The sequence below is a fragment of the Microbacterium sp. CIAB417 genome (assembly GCF_022788845.1).
Window position 1 is genome coordinate 428844 of record NZ_JAHZUT010000005.1, and the last position, 21709, is coordinate 450552.

Consider the following 21709-nt stretch of genomic DNA (forward strand, 5'->3'; position numbering starts at 1 on the left):
TCCGCGGCGGCTCAGCGCGGAGCCGCCGGGGCCCACGCGGTCGCCAGCGCCCCCCAGATGACCGGAGAGAACCGCGGATCGCCGGTCGCGGTCCAGCGCCGCCTCTGCTCTCGCTGCCAGGCACCGAGGGCCGCGACCGGATCCGAGGCCTCGTGCGCGGCGTCCACCGCGATGACGGCCTCGCTCAGCATCCCCTCTGCATCGCCCCGAAGATCGGTGCCGAAACGGGCGAGACCCGCTTCGGTGGGCAGTGTCCACCGGGTCGCGGTGACGTACTCCGCTCCGCGGTGCACGAAGGCGGCGGTGAGGCCGGTCGGCTCGGCGAAGCGCGCATCGCCGCCGGAATCGCATGCGATCAGCGCGACGCGGTTCGGTGCGTCGAGGGGGTCGAGACCGGGTGCGCCGAGGGCGATGTCGGCGGCGGTGTACGGGCGGTGGGGGCCCAGCGGCTGGGCCAGCCCGGGGGAGCCCAGGCCGTCGGACAGATGCATGCGCGCATCGAGAGCATGCGTCGACGCCGTCACATGGCCCACGTACAGGAGGCGTCCGGCGTCGGCCGCGGCATCCGCGAGCGCGGCGCGATCGATGTCCGCCCGGCGGAACGCGTCTCCGGCGGGTCGCACCCGGTCGCCGAGGCGCCGCACCATCGCGGCCAGCGGCGCGTCCGGCGCGACCGGACCCAGGACGCTGCCGAGATCGCTGTGCGCCGGGAAGCCGGGGACCACAGGATCCAGCACCGCGGCCACCGGGGCGCCAGGCCGCCACGGCGGCGCCACGCGGCGTGCGGGGTCGTTGCGCAGCGTCGCGGGCAGCAGCACCGAGACGTCGACCATGTCGATGCCGCGCTCGCCGTCGGACGTGCTGAGCAGCTCCCACGGCAGGTGCGACGTCGACGGCGACAGTTGCACGCGCAGGTGCGGCCGCAGGCCGGCCGCCTCGAGGACGTTCAGCTCCGCGCCCAGCCACGCCGGGACGAGTGCGGCGGTCAGCGTCTCGGCCAGCCGCTGCTCGCGTTCGAGGTCCATCAGCGGGCCTTTGGACAACGCCCGCACCAGGGCCTGCTCACCGCTCTCCCCGGGCAACGGAGTCGGCACGGCCAGGGCGAGGGCCTCCAGCGCGGGGGCCACGAGTCGGCGCTCGATGACCGTCATGCGAGGCGAGTCGGGCTGATGGTCCCAGATCCAGTTGACGAACAGGTCGTCGCCGTCGACATAGCGCAACCGCGCGCGCGGAGCGCGTCCGGCGGGGAGATCGCGCAGCACCTGCTCGGCGTCGATGCGCTGCGGAACGCGCACCGGCCCCAGATGCTTCAGGTCGCGCCAGTTCCTCACCAGGACACCACCGCATGGGCCGAGCGGATCGTCACGCCGTACTCCTCCTCCGCCGCGCGGATGTGCTCCTCGAGCACGGGCGGCCGGCCGGGGATCGCCACGACGCGCGGCGGCGGTGCGAACCGCAGCCCCGCCGTGGAGGAACCCTGATCGGCGACGAAGCCGGATGCCGCCGCCGGCAGCAGCTCCGCGGCCTCGGCCGTGGCCGGGTCCGGCTCGACCGGTGCGAGCACGCGGAGAGCCGGATCGGGCACGTGCGCGTCGGGGTCCGCCGCGGCATCCTGCGCCTCGATCGACTCGGCCAGCAGGGTCGCCGAGGCCGAGGCGTTCTCGATGAGCGCGAACAGCGTCTCACCGTCCCCGAGCGCGACGGCCAGACGGAACGCGAGTTCGCGCGCCGGTGCGGCCACCTGCAGGCTCCAGCGCTCGCGCACCGGACCCGGTGCGAAGTCCCCGCGCAGCGCCTCCGTCGTCAGCAGCACGGGGACGGCGAGCCGCAGACCCTCGGTGAGCCGCTCGACGCGCGTGCGGGGTCGAGGCGTGACGCTCGCCCACTCGGCGTGCATCTCGGCGCGCCGCAGGTTGACCCGGCAGCGCTCGTGCGCCGACCGTGTGAGATCCCGCGCGGTGCGGTACGCCTCGTCGGCGACGGCGAATCGACCGCGCCGGGACTCGGCGTCGCCGAGGAATCCCCAGGCCTCCCGTCGTTCGTGCACATCCGCGGCCGGATCCATGTCGGCGATCAGCTCGCGCAGGCGCCGGGCGGCACGAGCCGGGTTGCCGGACTGCAGATACACCGCCGCGAGTCCGGTCCTGGCCGCGGCGAGGCGGGTGCCGAGCCCAGCCGCCTTCGCGAGTTCCGTCGCCCGGAGGAAGGCCTCCTCGGCCTCGTCGAGCCGGCCCTGCTGCATCGCCACGCGGGCGCGGTTCTCGGCGAGGAGCTGGGTGCCGACAGCATCCGCGCTCTCCCCCTGCAGACCGTCGGCGATGCGCATGTACTCCCACGCGGCCTGCTCGTCGCCGGTGCGCTGCGCGATCGCGCCGAGATTCACGTACACGTGGACGGCGAGGCGGGGGTCGACCGCGAGGGCCGCGGTCAGTGCCCGCTGGGCCTCCGCCTCCGCCTCGTGCAGTCGTCCGAGGCCGATCAGCAGGCCCGTGCGGGTGTTGCGGGAGGAGAAACGCAGCAGGGGCTCCTGCCCCACGTCGTACGCGTCGAGCACGCCCTCGGCGGCATCGATCTGGGTCAGCGCGTCGTCGACCCGATCCAGCAGGGCGAGGCTCTGCGCCCGCGCGAGCATGCCGTTGACGAGCACGGTCCGTGTGCCGTGCTCATCGCCCAGCCGGCTCAGGACGTCGGACGCCGTGGCCACCGCGGCCTCCGTGAGACGCACGGCGTCGGCGGCGGATCCGGTCATCTCCAGCGCCGCGGCGAGGTTCAGCTGCACGCGCGCCCGCAGGTCCCATCCGGAGGGATCGTCCGTGTCCTCGAGAGCGGACAGCGTCTCGCGCAGCAGGTCCTGCGCCGCCGCCGCGTCGCCCGCGTGCAGGAGCTCCGCCGCGGCGTTGTTGCGGTCGCGCAAGGCGTGCCATCTCGGCGGGAGGGGCGTGCGTCCCTGGACCGCGCGCGGGTCGCGACCGCTCGTCATCGCAGAGCCCCGGCCGTGCGCTCGGCGAGGCTCGCCTCGGGATCGGTCCGTCGACCGGCGGCGTAGGCCAGCGCGGCCTGTCGTGCCTCCGGCGATTCCGCGGGGCCGGGGACCGACGTCATCCGCACGTCTCTCACCCAGAGCACGCGCTCCTCGATGGGCAGCAGGGCGACGGATGCCGGGACCTCCGTCGATCCGCGCAGCACCGTGCCGTCCACCTCGAGCCGCACGTCGATGCCCCGCTCCTCGGGGCCGAACCGCGCGCGGAGATCGGCGGGATCCGCGCCGGGCACGGGGGCGACTTCGACGGTCAGCACCGCCTGTCCGCCGACATGGCGCAGCGACCAGGTCGCCTCGGCATCCGCGGCGACGGACTGCGGCGCGACGTCTGCCCAGCTGACCGGAGCGCTGCCGTGCGCGATCTCGACGCCCGAGGCGGCGCTGACGGATCCGCCCGCCGCCAGGGCCCACGAATCGCGTGCTGCCGCGACGGGGCGCAGCACGACGCCGTGATCCTCGGCGAGGTCCGAGAGCGCAGCGGAGAGCGCCTCCGCCTCGCCTGCGAACCGCGCCGGAACGCGCTCCAGGGCGCTCGGCGCATCCGCGGCCTCGGCGAGCGCGCGCTCCGTCGCCTCCTCATCGTCCAGCAGGTGGTCGACGCGGTGCGCGGCGAGGGCGATCTCGGCGGCCAGCAGCCCGGTGTCGAGCGCCGGCACGGAGCCTCCCGCGGGCCACCAGCGCGCGGCCCACCCCAGCAGCGCGAGCGTGCGCACCGGGCCGGTCAGCTCGGCGCTGTCGCCGAGGACGATCGCGGCGGGTTCGGCGGAGGCCTCCGTGCGGCGATCGACGTCCGCGACGGCAGCGGCCACGCCCGGCCCGTAGACGTCGGCGAGCCATTCGGCCGCCTGGTCCGGGGCGTGCACCACGGCATCCGGGAAGCGTCCGGGCGGAACGCTCCAGGCCAGCAGTGCTCCACGCGCCTCGATCAGCGCGGTCGTGAAGGGCTCCGCGGGTCCCGCCGTCTGGTCCACCGGCCCCGGCGACGGCCCGACGAGGGCACGGTCGCCGTCGATGCGGATGCCGATCCTCACGCCGCCCCCTCCTGCTCGCGCCCCAGCGCCGCCTTCAGGCGGTGACGCTGGTCCATGATGACAGATCGCAGGACGCCGTCGAGCGTGTCCCAGAGATCGGCTGCCGCGGTCTCGGTGCCGCGCAGCTCGCGCCCGTGCAACCGCACCCACAGCCGGCGCAGATATCCCTGGCGCACCGCGTGCACGTCGGCGGCGATCGCCTCCGGGACGCCGCTCGTGGCGGATGGCATCCGGAGCACACGGCGCACATACGCCTCGCGCTGCCAGCGGTCCCGCAGATGCCGGTGCGCGGCGGTCGGACGGAGCAGGTCCGCCGGCTCGAGCGCATGCGAGGCCTCCGCGCCGAGCAGCATGACGACCCGGGCGGATTCGGACGCCAGTTCCCAGGGCGCGGCGCACCGGGCGACCTCGTCGTGAAGGATGTCCTCGGCGTCGCGGCCCACGTCCGCCGGCGCCCCGCCCGCGAGGGCGGCGAACAGCCGCTCGAACACGGACCGATCGAACGGCCGTGGCAGATCGCGCTTGGACGCCGTCGATCCGAGGCGGGGGACCGGGACGTCATCGTGCTCCGTGAGCCCGAGGAGCCGCGCGGCGCCGGAATCGGCGAGAGCACCGGACGCGGAGGTCCCGGCGCTCTCGTCGACGAGGATGGCGAAGTCCGCGGCCGACCGCCCGTTCGTCGCGCACGCCTCCAGGACGGCCGCCACACGCGGCGCATCGACGGAGACGGTGTCACTGGTGCGCCGCGCGCTCCAGGCCGCCGCGAGCCGTGCCTCCAGCTCCGCCGCCGCGGACGGATCGAGGAGCACCTCCCGGATGCGGTTCAGGATCGAGGCGCCGTCCGCCTGGGCGATCTCCGCCACGGTCGCCGTGGCGATCTCATGCGTCGTGGGATCGTCCGCGTCCGGTGGGCCCTCGGTGCGGGCGAGCTCGAAGCAGCGCTGGAAGTAGCGCTCCTGCGGGTTGCCGTCCGTGATGCCGAGCGCGCGTCGCGCACTCTTGAGGATCGCGAACCACTCCGCCGTCGCGCAGAGGTCCTCCGCCGCAGCCCCGATGCGCGCCGACAGCTCGCGCGCCGCAGCCCGTGACAGGGACGAACCCGCCAGGTGCGGGTTCTGCACGGGACGGATCACGAGCGGCTCGAGGATGAGCTTGACGGTGCGGGCCAGGGGACGGCCGCTGCCGTTGCTGAGGCCGGCGATGGACGGGCCGAGACCGGCCCACGCCTGGGCGATCACCTGTGCGCGCGGGACGTGCGCGTCCGTGCCGATCGCCGCGGACGTCGACAGATCCGGTGACGCGCCCATAGCGCTCAACTCTATCCAGGCCCGCCGGGGGCGGGCATTGGCGCGGGCGGGTTCCCGGGTCGACGCCGGGCTGCCGGTTTCTATCCAGGCCCGCCGGGGCGGGCGCTGCCGAGGCCTCTCAGCTCACCTGCACCAGCGCCCCTTCCTCGTCGATCTCGAGCGTGAGATCGACGTCGAGCCGCTCGAGGAACGCGTCGTCGTGGCTGACGACGAGCACGGCGCCGCGGTAGGCGCGCAGCGCCTCGACGAGCTGATCGACCGTGTCCAGGTCGAGGTTGTTCGTCGGCTCGTCGAGCACCACCAGGTGCGGCGGGGGATCGGCGAGCAGCAGCTTCGCCAGAGCCGCCCGGAACCGTTCGCCCCCGGAGAGCGCGCCCACCGGACGGTCGGTCGTCCCGCCGCGGATCAGGAAGCGCGCGAGGCGGTTGCGCAGCTCCTTCTCTCCGATCCCCGGTGCGCTCGCCGCGATGTTGTCGAACACCGAGCGCGTCTCGTCGAGCCCGTCGATGCGCTGCGGCAGGTACCCGATCCGATCCGTGTGGGCGAGAGCTCGCAGAGCGGCGGGCTTCTCGCCGGAATCCGCTGGGCCACTGCGAGATCCGTGCTGTTCTGCGAGATCCGCGCCGGAGGCGACCAGCCGCTCGAGCAGCGTGGTCTTCCCCGCGCCGTTGCGTCCGATCAGCGCCACGCGCTCGGGTCCCTGCACGATCCACTCGCGCTCGCCGTCGCCGATCGTCAGGATGCGGCGGCTGCGCGAGACCAGCGGATCGGGCAGCTCGATCTTCATCGAGTCGTCCGAGCGCACGCGCCGGCCCGCCGCGTCGAGGGCCTCGCGGGCCACCGCCTCCTTCTCGGCGACCTCCGTGCGCAGCTTCCCGGCCGAGACCTGGGCCGCGCGCTTGCGACCGTTCATGATGATCTTCGGGACGCGCTTCTCCTCGAAGGCCTTGCGCCCCATCTGGGCGCGGGTGGCGAGCTTGGACTCGGCCTCGATGCGCTGACGCTTCTCCTTCTTCAGGGTCTGCGCGGCATCGCGCTCGGCCTGCCTGGCGGCATCCTGCTCGGCATCCAGCCATGCGCGCCAGGCGGAGTACGGCCCGCCGAACACGCTCAACGTGTGCGCGTACAGCTCGGCGGTGTCGTCCATGAGCTCGAGCAGCGCGAGGTCGTGGCTGACGACGATCAGCGTGCCCTTCCAGGAGCGCACCATGTCGGCCAGCTTCGCCCTGGCATCGCGGTCGAGGTTGTTCGTCGGCTCGTCGAGAAGCGTGATCGGCGCGCGTCGCAGGCGGATGCCGGCGATCGCGACGAGGACGGCCTCACCGCCCGAGAGCTCCCCGACTCGGCGGTCCAGGAACGAAGGATCGAGGCCGGCCTCCGCGAGGGACGCCGCGGCCCGCGCCTCGATGTCCCAGTCGTCGCCCACCGCGTCGAAATGCGCGGGGTCGACGTCTCCGGACTCGATGGCGCGGACGGCGTCGAGGGCGTCGGCGATGCCGAGGAGCTCGGCGACCCTCCGCCCGGTGTCGAGCGTCAGCCGCTGCGGAAGGTACGCGACCTCGTCGCTGGTGCTGATCGTGCCGGAGGTCGGTGCGAGCTCGCCGGCGATGAGCCGCAGCATCGTGGACTTGCCGGAGCCGTTGCGTCCGACGAGGCCGGTGCGTCCGGCGCCGAAGGATCCGGACACCGCGTCCAGGGCGATCGAGCCGTCTGGCCAGGTGAACGTGACGCGGTCGAGAGTGACCGATGCGTGAAGGGTCGGGGTTGACATGGTGTCTCCTGTCGAGTGCGGGGTGCACTGACACCGGGGCTCCTCGCCCCCGGGCCGTCGGGGGCCGCGAAAGGGAGATCCCCGGGGAGGGGACGGAGGATGCCGTGTCCGTGAAGGATCGTCGGGTCAGCGCGCGGGAAGAGGGGCGCGGAGGCGACGATTCAGATCAAGGGACTTCCAGACACGGCGGACAGGACTCGTCGAGGATACCCGGGCGCTCCCGTGCGTGCAACCCGGGCGTGTCGCGTCCGGCTTGCAGGGTCCGTCGTGCGGGGGATGCCGGGGCGAGGGCGCCTGCGTAGCGTGGGGGCATGGCTGATGACGGGATGAGTCCGCACGAGGCGCGTCAGCGCGCGAGCTGGGGGATCGGCATCGCGCTCGGGATGGGCGTCGGCGTGGCGATGGGGGTCGCGCTGGAAAACATGGGCGTGGGCATCGCGCTGGGCATCGCGATCGGTGTCGGCTTCGCGGTGGCCTTCGGGGCGGCGGGACGGCACCGGCCTCCGGAAGCGGATGCCGAGGACGACGGCGCGCCGGATGACGCCCCGGAGGCCGACGGCGAACGCGGGCCGGACGACGACGAGCCGCGGAACGGCTAGCCTTCAGGCGCTCGCCTGCACCCACTTCTCGAGAAACACGCGCACGTCGGCGAGCTCGTCCTCCGAGATGCTGTGCGTGAGGCCGGGGTAGACGCGGCCGGAGAGGTCCGCGTGGTCGGGGAGCCAGGCGGCGGTGTGCGCGATCAGTTCGGCCGGGATGACGTCATCGTGCGTGCCGCGGCCCCAGAACACCGCGGGTCGCAGTTCGGCCAGCTCGGCGTCCCGCGGCAGGTCGCCCGGCGTGGCGTAGCCGCTGAGCGCGACGACGGCGTCGAACCTCTCCGGTTCGAGGCGCAGGGCCTGCAGCGACACCGCCGCGCCCTGCGAGAACCCGAGCAGCGCCACCGACGATGCGCCGGCGGCCTCGGCATCCACCCAGGCGAGGAGGGCACGGGCGGCCGCGGTCGTCGCGTCGGGAGTGCGCGCGGTCAGCCCCTCGATCGGATACCAGGATCGACCGGGCGTCGGCCAGGGCGGTGTCAGGGGAGCAGCGACCGACGCCACGTCGATCCCCTCCGGCAGGAACGGCACCAGCCCGAACAGATCGTGCTCGTCGGCCCCGTAGCCGTGCAGGAGCACCAGCAGCGGACGTCCCGAGCGCTCGCCGGGAGTCCAGCGCGTCGCGGCGGGGTCGATCCTCAGTTCCTCATCCACGCGACCATCCTGCCTGATAGAAATGTCCCATGACCGTCCGCACGCCCGACCCCGAACCCGAGGACTCCGACGACGACCTCCCGCGGTTCGGCGATGCGCCGGCGGACGCCGGCAATCCGGGCTGGCTGAGTGAGTTCGAACTCGCCGAGGCGAGGCGCCGGCTCCCGATGCTGTACGTCGAGGCGCTGCCGGTGCGCACCGACGGCGTCGGCCAGGTCACCGAGGTCGGGATCCTCCTGCGCTCGACGCCGCTGGGCGAGATGACGCGCACCATCGTGTCAGGTCGCGTGCGCTTCGGCGAGACGATCAGGGACGCGCTGTTCCGGCACGTCGAGAACGATCTCGGACCCATGGCGTTCCCCCTGCTGCCGGCGCAGCCGGTGCCGTTCGCGGTCGCCGAGTACTTCCCGATCCCCGGCGTGAGCGCCTTCCACGACGATCGGCAGCACGCGGTGTCGCTCGCCTACGTCGTTCCGGTGACGGGGACGTGCGAGCCCCGGCAGGATGCGCTCGAGGTGACGTGGTTCTCGCCCGAGGACGCGGCATCCGACGAGGTGTCCGCCGAGATGGAGGGCGGACGCGGCACGCTCATCCGCCAGGCGCTGGCGAGCCTGGGCCTCTTGAGGTAGCGACGTGACCTGGACGCCGGACGTCTGGGCGTCCCGTGAGTTCCTCGACGACCTCCGCGACTGGGTGGCGAGCGGCGTCGGCGAGGTCGTCTCGATGCGCCGCGTGAAGGATCGGCCCTGGGCTGCGGTGTGGCGGGTCGAGTCCGAGTCGGGCGTCCATTTCGTCAAGCAGAACTGCCCTGGGCAGCAGCAGGAGGCGCGGATCGTCGCGGTGCTCGCGCGCGTGGATCCCGAGCGCGTGGTGCCGCCGGTCGCCGTGGACGTCGACCGCGATCTGCTGCTCACCGCCGACCAGGGTCCGACGGTCCGCGCGAGCGGCGGGATGGATGTCGCGGGCTGGGAGGTGCTCGTGCGCGAGGCGATGCTCTTGGCGAGAGCGTCCGTCGCTCATCTGGGCGAGCTCGCGATGACGGCGCTCGACCCCGCGGACGCGGAGGGGTACGTGGAGTGCGCGCGTGACACCTGGAGCATCCCGGCGGAGTTCCGTCCCGGCGTCGCCCGCGCCCTCGGGGAGGCACGCGCCGCGGGGGAGCGGGTGGCCGAGCTGGGGCTCCCCTTGGCGCTGGACCACAACGACCTGCACGACGACAACGCCTTCGCGCGAGACGGACGCGTGCGGTTCTTCGACTTCGGAGATGCCGTCGCCGCGTCCCCCCTCGCAGCCCTGCGCGTCCCGCTCGGAGTCTGCGCGCGTTCGCTCGGCGCCGCCGAGGGCGATCCGCGCGTGCAGCGCGTGGCGGATGCCGCGCTGGAGGTGTGGAGCGACCTCGCGCCCCTGAACCGGCTGCGCGCCGCGCTCCCCGACGCGCATCGACTCGCGGCGCTCGCCCGTGCCGAGTCGTGGCACCGCGTGTTCGATTCGATGCCCGCGTCAGCGATCCCCGAGGACTATCGCGAGGCCGACGCCGACTGGCTGGCGGAGGCCGGCGCGGAGACGGGTGCAGTTTGATCCAATTTCCTATAGGATTGCCACGAGGTTCGGGAAGCGCCGTGCCTGTTCGCGCCTAAGGAGATCGCAATGACGCGCCTGTTCAACGATCCGGATGACTTCGCCACCGATTCCCAGGCCGGCTTCGTCGCCGCGAGCGCCCGATGGGTCCGCCCGGTCACCGGCGGAGTCGTCCGCTCCACCCGAGGGGCGCAGCCCACGGTCTCGGTGGTGATCGGCGGCGGCAGCGGGCACTATCCCGCCTTCGCGGGACTCGTCGGTCCCGGCCTCGCCCACGGCGCCGTGATGGGGAACCTCTTCGCCTCGCCGTCCGCGCATCAGGTCCATTCCGTGGCCACGGCGGCGCACGAGGGCCGTGGAGTCCTGCTCAGTTACGGCAACTACGCCGGAGACGTCCTGCACTTCGGGCAGGCGCAGGAGCGCCTGCGTGCGGCGGGCATCGACTGCCGAACGGTCACGGTGACGGACGACATCTCCAGCGCCCCGGCGACCGAGCGCGAGAAGCGCCGCGGCATCGCCGGTGACCTCGTCGTCTTCAAGATCGCCGGTGCCGCCGCCGAGTCCGGTCTCGGTCTCGATGACGTCGAGCGCCTCGCGATCGCCGCGAACGAGCGCACCCGCTCGCTCGGCGTCGCCTTCAGCGGGTGCACGCTGCCCGGCGCCGACGAGCCCCTGTTCACGGTGCCCGAGGGGCGCATGGCCGTGGGCCTCGGCATCCATGGCGAGCCGGGCATCGACGAGATCGACGTGCCGACGGCCGCCGGCCTCGCGGAGCTGTTCGTGAGCTCGCTGCTGGCGGAGATCCCCGATGGGGTCGATCGGGACGGCGCGCGCGTCGTGCCCATCCTCAACGGCCTGGGGAGCGTCAAGTACGAGGAGCTCTACGTCGTCTACGCCGAGGTGGACCGTCTGCTTTCGGAGGCCGGCATCACCGTCGTCTCGCCCGAGGTCGGAGAGTTCTGCACGAGCTTCGACATGGCCGGCGTCTCGCTGACGCTGCTGTGGCTCGACGACGAGCTCGAGCAGCACTGGCACGCCGCCTGCGACACTCCGGCGTTCCGTCGCGGGGCGGTCGAGGGGCGCATCGCGGTCGACGCCGTCGCGGCCGAAGAGGAGCAGCTCGTCATCGGGCCCTCGACCGACGAGTCGCGCGAAGCCGCGGGGACGATCGGCCGGGCGCTCGCCGCCATGGCCGCGATGCTGGATGCCGAGGCCGAGGAGCTCGGCCGCATCGACCGCATCGCCGGCGACGGCGACCACGGCATCGGCATGCAGCGCGGCAGCCGGGCCGCCGCGTCCGCCGCCGCCGAAGCCGTGGACGGCGCGGCCGGCGCGCGCACGACCCTGCAGCATGCGGGCGACGCGTGGGCCGACAAGGGCGGCGGGACCTCCGGCGCGATCTGGGGCGAGATGCTCGTTGCCCTCGGCACGGCGCTCGGCGACGACGCTCGCGTCGACTCCGCGGCCGTGGGCACCGGCGTCGCGCGCATGAAGGACGCCGTGATGTCCTTCGGCAAAGCCACGGTGGGCGACAAGACCATGATCGACGCGATCGTCCCGTTCGCCGATCGCCTGGCCGAGGGGCTGGATGCGGGCGACGACCTCGTGACCGCCTGGACGGCCGCGGCCGAGACCGCGACCGAAGCCGCCGAGGCGACGGCGCAGCTCACAGCGAAGCTCGGCCGTGCCCGCTCGCACGGCGACAAGAGCCTCGGCACTCCCGACCCGGGCGCGGTCTCGTTCGCGCTCATCACTCACACGGTCCTCGACATCCTGAAGGGGGATGACTGACATGGCACTTCGACTGGTGATCGGCTCCGACGATGCCGGCTTCGACTACAAGGAGCGCATCAAAGCCGACCTGCTGAGCAACCCGCTCGTGTCCGACGTCGTCGACGTGGGCGTGGACGCCGACGGGCACACGAACTACCCGACCATCGCGACGACAGCGGCCGAGAAGGTCGCCGCCGGCGAGGCCGACCGGGCGATCCTCATCTGCGGCACCGGTCTCGGCGTCGCGATCGCCGCGAACAAGGTCCGCGGCATCCGCGCCGTCACGGCGCACGACTCGTTCTCCGTCGAGCGCTCGGTGCTCTCGAACGACGCGCAGGTGCTCTGCATGGGGCAGCGCGTCGTCGGGATCGAGCTCGCGCGCCGACTGGCGAAGGAATGGCTGACGTACACGTTCGACCCGCAGAGCGCCTCGGCCGAGAAGGTCGACGAGATCTGCGCCTACGAAGGCCGCTGACATGGCGGGGCGGATGCTCATCGGCGCGAGCCTGAAGATGTACTTCTCGCACGCACGCACCGTGCAGTGGGTCTCGGAAGTCGCCGGGATCCTCGCCGAGCATCCGGCCCGCGAGTCCGTCACGGCGTTCGTGATCCCGCAGTATCCGTCGATTCCCGCGGCGATCGAGCATGCCGGCGCGCTCGCCGTGGGAGCGCAGGACGTCGCGACCGAGGATGCCGGCGCCTTCACCGGCGAGGTGTCCGCGGCGGTGCTCGCCGAGCTCGGCTGCCGCTTCGTCGAGGTCGGCCATGCCGAGCGGCGGCGGATGTTCGGCGACACCGACGAGGTCGTCGCCGCCAAGACGCACGCGGCCCTGCGCAACGGACTCACGCCGATCCTGTGCGTCGGCGAGACCGACCGCAGGGATCCGGATTCCGCGGCCGAGGTCTGCCTCGCGCAGATCCGCTCCGCGCTGTCGGATGCGGCGGACGCCGGCATCACGGGTCCGATCGTCATCGCGTACGAGCCGCTGTGGGCGATCGGCGCCCCGGAGCCGGCGGAGCCCGAGCACATCCGCGGCGTCTGCGCCCGGCTGCGGGCGGAGACGGGGGCGGACGCGTCGGTGATCTACGGCGGAAGCGCCGGTCCTGGTCTGCTCACGCGCATCGCCGACAGCGTCGACGGCCTGTTCCTCGGCCGGTTCGCGCACGAGCCGGCCGCGGTTCGTGCCATTCTCGATGAAGCGGCATCACTGACGGCGTGAGCGCCGGGTGCGAGGGAGAAGACGGATGGCGGGAGAGCGCGACGGGGGACTGCGTGGCCTCGAGACGACGATCGAGCGGCGCGGGCTGCGCGATCACGTGTACGAGCGGATCCTGCAGCTGCTGCTGAGCGGCGAGGCGGCGCCGGGGGAGCGTCTGTCCATCGACACGATCGCCCGCCAGCTCGACGTGTCGCCCACCCCGGTGCGCGAGGCGATGGTGCAGCTGGAGCGCACCGGACTCGTCACGCGCGAGGCGCTCAAAGGGTACCGGGTGGCGCCGCCGCTGGGGCTCGCACAGCTGCAGGAGCTGTTCGAGGCCCGCATCATGCTCGAGGCGCGGGCCGCACGCCTGGCGACGCCGGCATCCGAGGAGATGCTGGAGGAGCTGCGCATCGCCGAGGAGGAGCATCGCCGGATCGGCGAGCGCGTGATCACGGCCCTGCGGGCGGAGTCGTCGGATGTCGAGCTGACGACGGCGTACTTCGCCGCGGATGCCGCGTTCCACCGCGTCGTCTTCCAGCACTGCGGCAACCGCTATCTCAACGAGATGTCGGACTCCCTCGGCGCGCAGCTGCATCGGATGCGCCAGTCCGCCATGCACGGCGTGACCGACGTGCGCGAGGCGATCGCGGAGCACGAGGCCATCGTGGACGCGTTCGCGAGCGGAGACCCCGATGCTCCGGAGCGACTGATGACGCGCCACATCGAGCAGGTGCGCGCCCGGTCTCTGGACCTCGAGCAGGCCTGACCGCCCGATCCCCTCGATCGTCCGATCGTCCCTCCCAGCCCCCTGCAGGTTTCGCGACACTTCTCGGCATCCGCCACAGATACTTCCTGGCGCAATTGTCGAAAGGTGTCGCAAAAGAGGCGACACGGCTGTTCTGGATGCGTGAGTCAGGGGCCGTTGCAGGCGCGCTTGCGCGTTGCTCTATTTCCTATAGGATCTATGAAGACCGACGAGAAGTCGGAGAGAATCGTCAACGGAGTCGTCATGACCGCAACGTCGCCCCTCACCAGTGAGAACTGGCCCATCGCCGTCTGCATGCACGGGTTCGCACCCGTCGCCCCCGACGGGACGCGCATGCACGATGCGTCCGCCGAGACCTGGGACGGCGTCTTCGGCCAGATCGAGCGTCTCGGCTTCACGGCCGTCGAGATCGCCGACAGCCACATCCGCCCATCGGAGCTGACCGCCGAGCGCCGCGACGAGCTCAAGACGATCGCCGGCAGTCACGGCGTCCAGCTCATCTCGGTCCATGTCCAGCGCCAGAGCGTCATCGAGCCGGGCAAGGGCGAGGAGAACCTCGCTTACGCGCACCGCGCCATCGATGCCGCCGCCGAGCTCGGCATGCAGGTGTTCTCGACCGGGCTGCACCAGCCGTTCACCGAGGCGCAGCGCAGCGCGCTGTGGTTCTGGACCGCGCAGGGCCCCGTCGACCCCGATGACGCCGAGACTCGCGCGCTCGCGGTCAAGCGCCTGCGCGAGCTCGGCGAGCACGCGGCATCCGTCGGTCTGCCGATGTCGCTGGAGATGTACGAGGACACCTACCTCGGCACCGCCGACAGCGCCGTGCGCCTCATCGAGGAGATCGGGCTGGACAACGTCGGCCTGAACCCCGACATCGGCAACCTCGTCCGTCTGCACCGTCCGATCGAGGACTGGCGCGAGATGCACGAGAAGACCCTGCCGTACGCGAACTACTGGCACGTCAAGAACTACACGCGCGACGAGTCCGCCGACGGCACGTGGCAGACCTCGGTGCCGACGAGCCTCGAACTCGGGCTGATCAACTACCGCGCCATGGTCGCGCGCGCGATCGAGATCGGCTTCCGCGGCCCGTTCCTCATGGAGCAGTACGGCGGCGACAGCCTCGGCGTGTGCGCCACGAACCGCGACTACCTGCGGACGCTCCTCCCGGACGCCGTCTGACATCGACAGGAGACGATTGACATGACTGAACAGGAACGCCCCGTCTACGCCGTGATCGGCAGCGGATACATGGGCGGCGGCATCGCGCAGTCGCTCGCGCTGTCGGGCGCCGACGTCCGCATCGCCGACGTCGACATCGACATCGCCCGCAGCAACCGCGAGCGTCTCATCACCGAGGCGGAGCAGTTCGCCGCGGACGGTCTCTTCCCGGCCGACGCTCCCGCGATCATCGCGGAGCGCCTGACCGCCGCGACGATCGAGGATGCCGTGGCCGGCGCCTCGTTCATCGAGGAGGCCGTGCCCGAGAAGATCGAGATCAAGCACGCGACCCTGCGCCGCATCTCGGAGGCCGCGGCCCCCGACGCGGTCATCGGCAGCAACACGTCGACGATCCTCATCGGGCGACTGGCGGAAGCCGTCAGCAACCCCGAGCGGTTCCTCGGCGTGCACTTCTCCAACCCGGCGCCGTTCATCCCGGGCGTCGAGCTGATCCCGCACGCCGGCACGGATGCCGAGATCCTGCCCGTCGTCGAGGAGATCGTCGCGGCGACCGGCAAGGAGACCGCGCGCGTCAAGGACGCCACCGGCTTCGTCCTGAACCGCCTGCAGTACGCGCTGTTCCACGAGGCCACCCAGCTCGTCGAGGAGGGTGTCGCGAGCCCCGAGGACATCGACACGATCGTCCGCACGACGTTCGGATTCCGGCTGCCGTTCTTCGGGCCGTTCGCGATCGCCGACATGGCCGGGCTCGACGTGTACGCCTTCTGCTACGCGTCGCTGCAGACCGAGTTCCCCGAGCGCTTCGCGACGCCGAAGGCGCTGTCCGACCTCGTCGAGGCCGGCAAGCTCGGCACGAAGTCGGGCGCCGGATTCCTCGACGTCCCCGCCGATCGCACTCCCGAGCTGGTGGCCTACCGCAACAAGGCCTACGTCGCGATGAAGAAGCTCGTCGACGAGCTCGGCCCCGCCCCGATCCACCCCGCACAGAGCTGAAGGAGCCGACGATGGCCACTCCCTTTCCCGCAGAGCGCACCGCGATCCTGACCGGTGCGGCGAGCCCCCGAGGCATCGGCCGCGCCACGGCGTTCTACCTCGCCGAGCGCGGCTGGAACATCGGCATCATCGATGTCGACGGCGAGGCCGCAGCCCGCACCGCGGCCGAGGTCGCCGAGAAGCACGGCGTCCGCGCGGCCGGTGTCGGGGCGAACGTCGCCGACCGCGAGCAGGCCGTCGCCGCCGTCGACGCCCTCGAGGAGCAGCTGCCTCAGACGGTCGCGCTGGTGAACTTCGCCGGCGTCTCCTCCCCGATCCCGTACCTCGAGGTCACGCCCGAGGAGTGGCACCGCGTGCAGTCGATCAACCTCGAGGGCGTGCACTGGATCACCCAGCGCGTCGCGCGGACCCTGGCCGAGAACGGCGTCGGACGCCTGGTGGGCATCTCGTCGGTGTCCGCTCAGCGCGGCGGCGGCACGTTCTCGAAGACGCCCTACTCGGCATCCAAGGCCGGCGTCATCGGGCTCATGCGCTCCATCGCGCGCGAGCTGGGCCCGGTGGGGGTCACCGCGAACGTCATCTCGCCCGGACCCATCGACACCGACATCATGGGCGGCACACTGACCGACGAGCGCAAGGCCGCGATGGCCGCCGACGGCGTGCTGCCGCGCATCGGCACCCCGACGGACATCGCCGCCGCGGTCGCCTACCTGATCAGCGAGGATGCCGGATTCGTGACGGGCCAGACCCTGAACGTCGACGGCGGCCTCTACATGCACTGACGATCCCGGCACGTACGACCACCACAAAGGAGTGACATGAGTCAGACAACCGCGCCCGCACGAGAATCCGCCACCCGCAGAACCATCAAGAATCTGCGGTGGTGGATCCTCGCCTGGGCACTCGCCGCGGGCATCCTCAACTACATGGACCGCAGCGCGATCTCGATCGCCGCGCCGGCACTGATCGAGGAGCTCGGGCTGACGCGGACCGACATCGGCCTGCTGGGGACGGTCTTCAGCTGGACGTACGCGTTCGCACAGCTCCCGGCGGGCTGGCTGGTCGACAAGCTCGGGGCGAGGCGCATGTACTTCCTCGCGATCGCCGGATGGTCGATCGCGACGGGACTCATGGCGGTCGGTTCGGCGATGTGGCACTTCGTGACCTTCCGCTTCCTGCTGGGTGCGGCCGAGGCCCCGAACGGTCCGGCCAGCGCACGTCTGACTGCGGACTGGTTCCCGCGATCCGAGCGAGGGCAGGCGACGGCGATCTGGGATTCCGGATCCAAGTGGGGTCCCGCGATCGCGCCACCGATCCTGACCGGAATCCTGCTCGCCTTCGGGTGGCACGCGATCTTCGTGTTCCTCGGTGTTCTCGGTCTCGTGCTCGCTGCGGCCTTCTACATCTTCTACCGGCGTCCGGACATGCACCCCAACATCTCGGACGAGGAGCTCGCGCTCATCAAGACCGAGGAGCAGAAGCAGGACACCGGCGCCGCGAAGGTGCCGTGGCTGCGGCTGTTCGCGCACCGCCAGGTCTGGGGCATGATGGCCGGGTTCTTCTGCGTCATCTGGATCTGGAACATCTTCATCGTGTTCCTGCCGCTGTACCTGCAGGAGGAGCGCGGTGTGACCATCGCCGGCTCCGGCTGGCTCGCCGCAGTGCCCTACGTGGGCGCCGCCGTGCTCGGCATCACGGGCGGGTGGGTCATGACGCGCTACACGAAGAGCTCCGGCGTCGACCCGCTCACGGCGAAGCGTCGCGTCATGTCGGTGGCGGCGATCGTCGCCGGCGCGCTGATCTGCCTCATCCCGCTCGTCGGCGATCTCACTCTCGCCATGATCGTCATGACCGTGGCTCTCGGGTTCGTCGCCACGATGCAGGCCGCGGCGTGGGCGATGCCGGGTGACATCGTCAACTCGTCGCAGGTCGCGTCGGTCGGCGCGATCCAGAACTTCGGCGGCTACTTCGGCGGGGCGTTCGCGCCGTTGCTCACCGGCATCATCGCCGACGCGACCGGGTCCTACGCGCCGTCGTTCATCATCGGCGGCATCATCGCGGCGCTTGCCGCTGTCGCCTACACCGTTCTCGTCCGCCGGCCCATGTCCGCCGTCCCGAAGGAGTCCTGATGACGTATCGACTCGGCATCACCGATGACGCGATCGAGCCCGACGGCACGAGCGTCCACGGCGATCTCGGTCTTGCCGACCTGGAAGCCGCAGGCGTGGAGTGGTCTGTGATCGACGCGCACCCGGAAACCGACGCGGACCTCGCGGAACTCGACGCCGTGTACTCGCTCGGACATCGCGAATTCGGTGCGGCCGCCCTGGCCTCGGCGCCCCGCCTGCGGCATATCGCGCGGTTCGGAGCCGGATACGACACGATCGACCTCGACGCCTGCAGCGATGCCGGCGTGATCGTGACCAACACACCGGACGCGATCCGGCGCCCGCTGGCGCTGGCCGCGCTGACTCTCGTGCTGGCCGTCACGCACAACCTGGTGCAGAAGCACACGATCGTGACGGAGGACCGCTGGGGCGATCGCGGGCGCTGGCGCGGTACGGCGACCGATGGCTCGACTGTCGCGATCGTCGGATTCGGGAGCGTCGGCGCAGAACTCGCCCGGATGCTCCTCGCCACCGGATTTCGGGTCATCGGCGTCAATCGCCGCGGATCGAGCCCCGAGGCCGAGCTCCTCGGCGTTCCCCTGGTCTCCCTCGGGGAGGCGCTGAACGCCGATGTGGTCGTCCTGTGCGCGTCCCTGAACGCATCGACCCGCGGGATGATCGGGCGCGCGGAGCTCGCCCGGATGAAGCCCACGGCCGCCATCGTCAACGTCGGGCGCGGTGCTCTGATCGATCAGGATGCGCTCACGGCTGCTCTGCAGAACGGAACGATCCGCGCCGCGGGACTGGATGTCTTCGAGCCTGAGCCGCCGGCTCCCGACGATCCGCTGCTCTCTCTGGAGAACGTCACGCTCGCTCCTCATGCGCTGTGCTGGACCGCGGACTACACCGAGGCCGTCGTCGCCAGTGCGAACCACGCCATCATCACGGCGTCCCGCGGCGGAGCGCCGCGTACGGTTCTCAATCCCCGCGCTCTCGAACACGAGAAGTGGCGGTCCGTCACCGTCCCGACGAGAGGACGGTGACCTGATGTCCCGACCCTGGTCCAAAGGCCGCATCGCGTTCCTGGTGCTCGGAGTGATCTGCGTGGCCGTCGGCCTCGTCATGATCATCCCGGCGCTGGGAAGCTGAGGCCTGTCCCCCCCACCCACCCGACCCACCCGACCGCTCAAAGGAGCCTCATCGTGTCCTCATCCGAGTTCGGCGAGACGACGCGCGCGAACGTCACCGTCGCGCAGGGCCTGCTCAACAGCCCGCACCTCGCCAGCGGCATCCGCAAGGCGACGTTCCGCCTGATGCCGATGCTGATCATCCTCTACTTCGTGGCGTTCCTCGACCGCACGAACGTCGGATTCGCCGAAGCCGCCATGGAGGTCGACCGCGGCATCTCCGCCGGCGCGTATGCGCTCGGCGCCGGCATATTCTTCATCGGCTACGCCCTGTTCGAGATCCCGTCGAACCTGCTGCTGGACAAGTTCGGCGCCCGCTTCTGGCTCGCCCGGATCGCCATCACGTGGGGCATCGTCGCATCGCTGTTCGCCTTCGTGAACGGCGAGACGATGTTCATCATCCTGCGCTTCCTGCTCGGCGTGACCGAGGCCGGTCTCTTCCCGGGTGTCATCATGTTCCTGGCGCAGTGGTTCCCGAACAAGCGCCGCGTGCAGATGTTCGCGCTGTTCTACCTGGCGCAGCCGTTCTCCCAGATGCTCGGTGCGCCGCTGTCGGGCGGGCTCATCAGCTTCGGCGACCAGTTCACGCCGTGGGCCGGCTGGCAGGTCATGTTCTTCGTCGAGGGCATGATGGCGGTCGTCGCCGGTATCGCCTCCTTCTACTTCCTGGTCGACTCGCCGCAGAAGGCCAAGTTCCTCACGGATGAGGAGAAGCACGCTCTGAAGTCGGTCATGGAGCACGAGGACTCCGTCAAGGAGTCCGACGGTCCACGAGGCATCTGGCCGGCTCTGGTGAGCTGGAAGGTCTGGTACTTCACGATCATCTACTTCTGCCTGCAGATCGCCGTGTACGGCACCACGTTCTACCTGCCGCAGCAGGTGTCCGGCCTCATCGGACAGGACGTCGGCTGGCAGGTCGGGCTCGTCTCGGCCATCCCGTGGGCGGTGGGCCTGTTCGCCTGCTACTACGTCGGCAAGTTCGCGACCTCGGTCAAGCGCCGCCGCAACTGGGGGACCCTGTTCTTCCTCATCACGGGCGTCGCGATCCTCGTCTCGGCCTGGGCCGGTGCGAACGGGCAGAGCCTGCTCGGCATCATCGCCATCACGATCGCCGTGGCCGCGTTCCTGTCGACGGGACCGATCACGTGGTCGTTCCCGACGTCGTTCCTCACCGGCGCCGCGGCGGCGACGGGCATCGGGCTCATCAACTCGCTGGGAAACCTGGGCGGATTCGTCGCCCCCATCATGCGCACCGGCGTGAACGAGTCCGTGCCGACCGACAGCGGAGCGTGGGGTGTCGTCTCGCTCGGCGTGTTCGCGTTCCTCGGCGCGATCCTCATGTGGGCCACGCGCTACTTCAGCGCCAAGGCAGACGCGCTGCTGGTCGAGGACCAGGTCCCCGGTCACTGAGGCGCCCCGCTACGACCCGTTCGCTACGGCGATGAATGACAGGAGTGAACCATGAATCGACCTCGTATCGCGCTCACGCTCGGAGATCCGGCGGGCATCGGTCCAGAGCTCGCGGCGAAGACGCTCTCCCGCCCGGGCGTGCTCGAGCAGGCGGAGGTGTACGTGCTGGCTGACCTCACCGAGGTCGAGAGCGCGTTCCGGGACGCCGGTCTGCCGATGCCTCCGGTCGGCGAGCCGGCTCCAGGGCGGATCACCGTCCTCGACGACGGAACGGCGCCGGCCGAGCCGCCGGCCGTCGGACAGGTGAGCGAGGCCGCGGGAAAGCGGGCGCTGCATCAGCTGCAGCGTGCCGTCGACCTCGCCAAGGACGGCCGCGTCGGAGCGATCGTGTTCGCGCCGCTCAACAAGACGAGCCTGCACCTCGCGGGCATGCGCGAGGAAGACGAGCTGCGATGGTTCGCCAAACGGCTCGAGTTCGACGGGACCACGTCCGAGCTGAATGTGCTCGGTGATCTGTGGACCGCGCGGGTGACCTCCCACATCCCGATCTCGCAGGTGGCGCAGGGCATCACGGCGGACAAGGTCGCCGCCGCGATCCGTCTGCTCCACGGCGTGCTGACGGATGCCGGGATCGAGCCCCGTCTCGGCGTGTGCGGCTTGAACCCGCACAACGGCGAGAACGGCAATTTCGGGCGCGAGGAGATCGATGAGATCCGCCCCGGCGTCGAAGCGGCCGCCGCCGAGGGGATCGACGTCAAGGGGCCGTTCCCCTCCGACACGATCTTCCTGGCTGCCAAGCGCGGCGATTTCAACGGGATCGTGACGATGTATCACGACCAGGGGCAGATCGCGATGAAGCTGCTGGGGTTCAGCGGCGGAGTGACGATCCAGGGCGGCCTGCCCGTGGCGATCTCCACGCCCGCGCACGGAACCGCGTTCGAGATCGTCGGGCAGGGCATCGCGGACCCCACGTCGACGAACAACGCCTTCGACATCGCCGTGGCCGTCGCGGGTTCGCGGATCTGACCCGACCGCTGCATGGTTCGCAGCACCCCGTGACGTCGGTACCCGACTGACGTCATTCCCCGAGAGACAAAGGAGTCGTCCT

At 71.3% G+C, this 21709-nt stretch carries 20 protein-coding genes; 14 read left to right on the forward strand and 6 right to left on the reverse strand.

Features of this window, described 5'->3' with window-relative positions; translation table 11 throughout:
• Positions 1–11 precede the first annotated feature (11 nt).
• The 5 genes from KYX17_RS22875 to KYX17_RS22895 form a co-directional block, all read right to left on the reverse strand.
• Entirely contained in the window at positions 12–1331 is a 1320-nt protein-coding gene (locus KYX17_RS22875; protein ID WP_243229720.1) for a CHAT domain-containing protein, read from the reverse strand.
• Entirely contained in the window at positions 1328–2980 is a 1653-nt protein-coding gene (locus KYX17_RS22880) for a tetratricopeptide repeat protein (protein ID WP_243229721.1), read from the reverse strand. The genes KYX17_RS22875 and KYX17_RS22880 overlap by 4 nt, the downstream gene beginning before the upstream one ends.
• Positions 2977–4071 (reverse strand): hypothetical protein, encoded by a 1095-nt coding sequence (locus KYX17_RS22885; protein WP_243229722.1) that lies wholly within the window; start codon positions 4069–4071, stop codon positions 2977–2979. The genes KYX17_RS22880 and KYX17_RS22885 overlap by 4 nt, the downstream gene beginning before the upstream one ends.
• Entirely contained in the window at positions 4068–5378 is a 1311-nt protein-coding gene (locus tag KYX17_RS22890) for a hypothetical protein (protein ID WP_243229723.1), read from the reverse strand. The genes KYX17_RS22885 and KYX17_RS22890 overlap by 4 nt, the downstream gene beginning before the upstream one ends.
• 118 nt (positions 5379–5496) lie before the next feature.
• Complete coding sequence (locus tag KYX17_RS22895) at positions 5497–7149, reverse strand: ABC-F family ATP-binding cassette domain-containing protein (RefSeq protein WP_243229724.1); 1653 nt, start codon at positions 7147–7149, stop codon at positions 5497–5499.
• Positions 7150–7460: 311 nt separating this feature from the next.
• Here KYX17_RS22895 and KYX17_RS22900 point away from each other — a divergent pair, with 311 nt between their 5' ends.
• A complete protein-coding gene (locus tag KYX17_RS22900) occupies positions 7461–7748 on the forward strand; it encodes a hypothetical protein (protein ID WP_243229725.1) in 288 nt (95 codons plus the stop codon).
• 3 nt (positions 7749–7751) lie between these two features.
• On the opposite strand, the gene KYX17_RS22905 is transcribed toward KYX17_RS22900, so the two are convergent.
• On the reverse strand, positions 7752–8402 hold the full coding sequence (locus KYX17_RS22905) for an alpha/beta hydrolase (protein WP_243229726.1): 651 nt from the start codon (positions 8400–8402) through the stop codon (positions 7752–7754).
• A gap of 29 nt (positions 8403–8431) precedes the next feature.
• Between KYX17_RS22905 and KYX17_RS22910 the strand changes: the two genes are divergently transcribed.
• From KYX17_RS22910 to KYX17_RS22970, 13 genes are all read left to right on the forward strand, one after another.
• A complete protein-coding gene (locus tag KYX17_RS22910; protein ID WP_243229727.1) occupies positions 8432–9031 on the forward strand; it encodes an NUDIX hydrolase family protein in 600 nt (199 codons plus the stop codon).
• Positions 9032–9035: 4 nt separating this feature from the next.
• Positions 9036–9980, forward strand: a complete 945-nt coding sequence (locus KYX17_RS22915) for a hypothetical protein (protein ID WP_243229728.1) — start codon at positions 9036–9038, stop codon at positions 9978–9980.
• Positions 9981–10049: 69 nt separating this feature from the next.
• On the forward strand, positions 10050–11771 hold the full coding sequence (locus tag KYX17_RS22920; protein WP_243229729.1) for a dihydroxyacetone kinase family protein: 1722 nt from the start codon (positions 10050–10052) through the stop codon (positions 11769–11771).
• Position 11772: 1 nt separating this feature from the next.
• Positions 11773–12228, forward strand: coding sequence for a ribose-5-phosphate isomerase (locus KYX17_RS22925; protein WP_243229730.1), 456 nt, complete (start codon positions 11773–11775; stop codon positions 12226–12228).
• 1 nt (position 12229) lies between these two features.
• The gene (locus KYX17_RS22930; protein ID WP_243229731.1) at positions 12230–12973 is read left to right on the forward strand and encodes a triose-phosphate isomerase family protein; all 744 of its coding nucleotides are present in this window, start codon (positions 12230–12232) and stop codon (positions 12971–12973) included.
• 25 nt (positions 12974–12998) lie between these two features.
• Positions 12999–13721 carry a GntR family transcriptional regulator gene (locus KYX17_RS22935; RefSeq protein WP_243229732.1) on the forward strand — a complete coding sequence of 241 codons (723 nt, stop codon included), beginning with the start codon at positions 12999–13001 and terminating at the stop codon, positions 13719–13721.
• 243 nt (positions 13722–13964) lie between these two features.
• Entirely contained in the window at positions 13965–14903 is a 939-nt protein-coding gene (locus KYX17_RS22940; protein ID WP_243229733.1) for a sugar phosphate isomerase/epimerase, read from the forward strand.
• A 21-nt stretch (positions 14904–14924) separates the two neighbouring features.
• Complete coding sequence (locus tag KYX17_RS22945) at positions 14925–15896, forward strand: 3-hydroxyacyl-CoA dehydrogenase family protein (protein WP_243229734.1); 972 nt, start codon at positions 14925–14927, stop codon at positions 15894–15896.
• Positions 15897–15907: 11 nt separating this feature from the next.
• Complete coding sequence (locus KYX17_RS22950; protein WP_243229735.1) at positions 15908–16678, forward strand: SDR family NAD(P)-dependent oxidoreductase; 771 nt, start codon at positions 15908–15910, stop codon at positions 16676–16678.
• A gap of 36 nt (positions 16679–16714) precedes the next feature.
• The gene (locus KYX17_RS22955) at positions 16715–18025 is read left to right on the forward strand and encodes an MFS transporter (protein ID WP_243229736.1); all 1311 of its coding nucleotides are present in this window, start codon (positions 16715–16717) and stop codon (positions 18023–18025) included.
• Positions 18025–19047 (forward strand): D-isomer specific 2-hydroxyacid dehydrogenase family protein, encoded by a 1023-nt coding sequence (locus KYX17_RS22960; RefSeq protein WP_243229737.1) that lies wholly within the window; start codon positions 18025–18027, stop codon positions 19045–19047. The genes KYX17_RS22955 and KYX17_RS22960 overlap by 1 nt, the downstream gene beginning before the upstream one ends.
• A 159-nt stretch (positions 19048–19206) precedes the next feature.
• Positions 19207–20601: an MFS transporter gene (locus KYX17_RS22965; protein WP_243229738.1), complete on the forward strand. Its 1395-nt coding sequence runs from the start codon at positions 19207–19209 to the stop codon at positions 20599–20601.
• Between the two features lie 51 nt (positions 20602–20652).
• Positions 20653–21627: a 4-hydroxythreonine-4-phosphate dehydrogenase PdxA gene (locus KYX17_RS22970; RefSeq protein ID WP_243229739.1), complete on the forward strand. Its 975-nt coding sequence runs from the start codon at positions 20653–20655 to the stop codon at positions 21625–21627.
• The last annotated feature ends 82 nt before the right edge of the window (positions 21628–21709 follow it).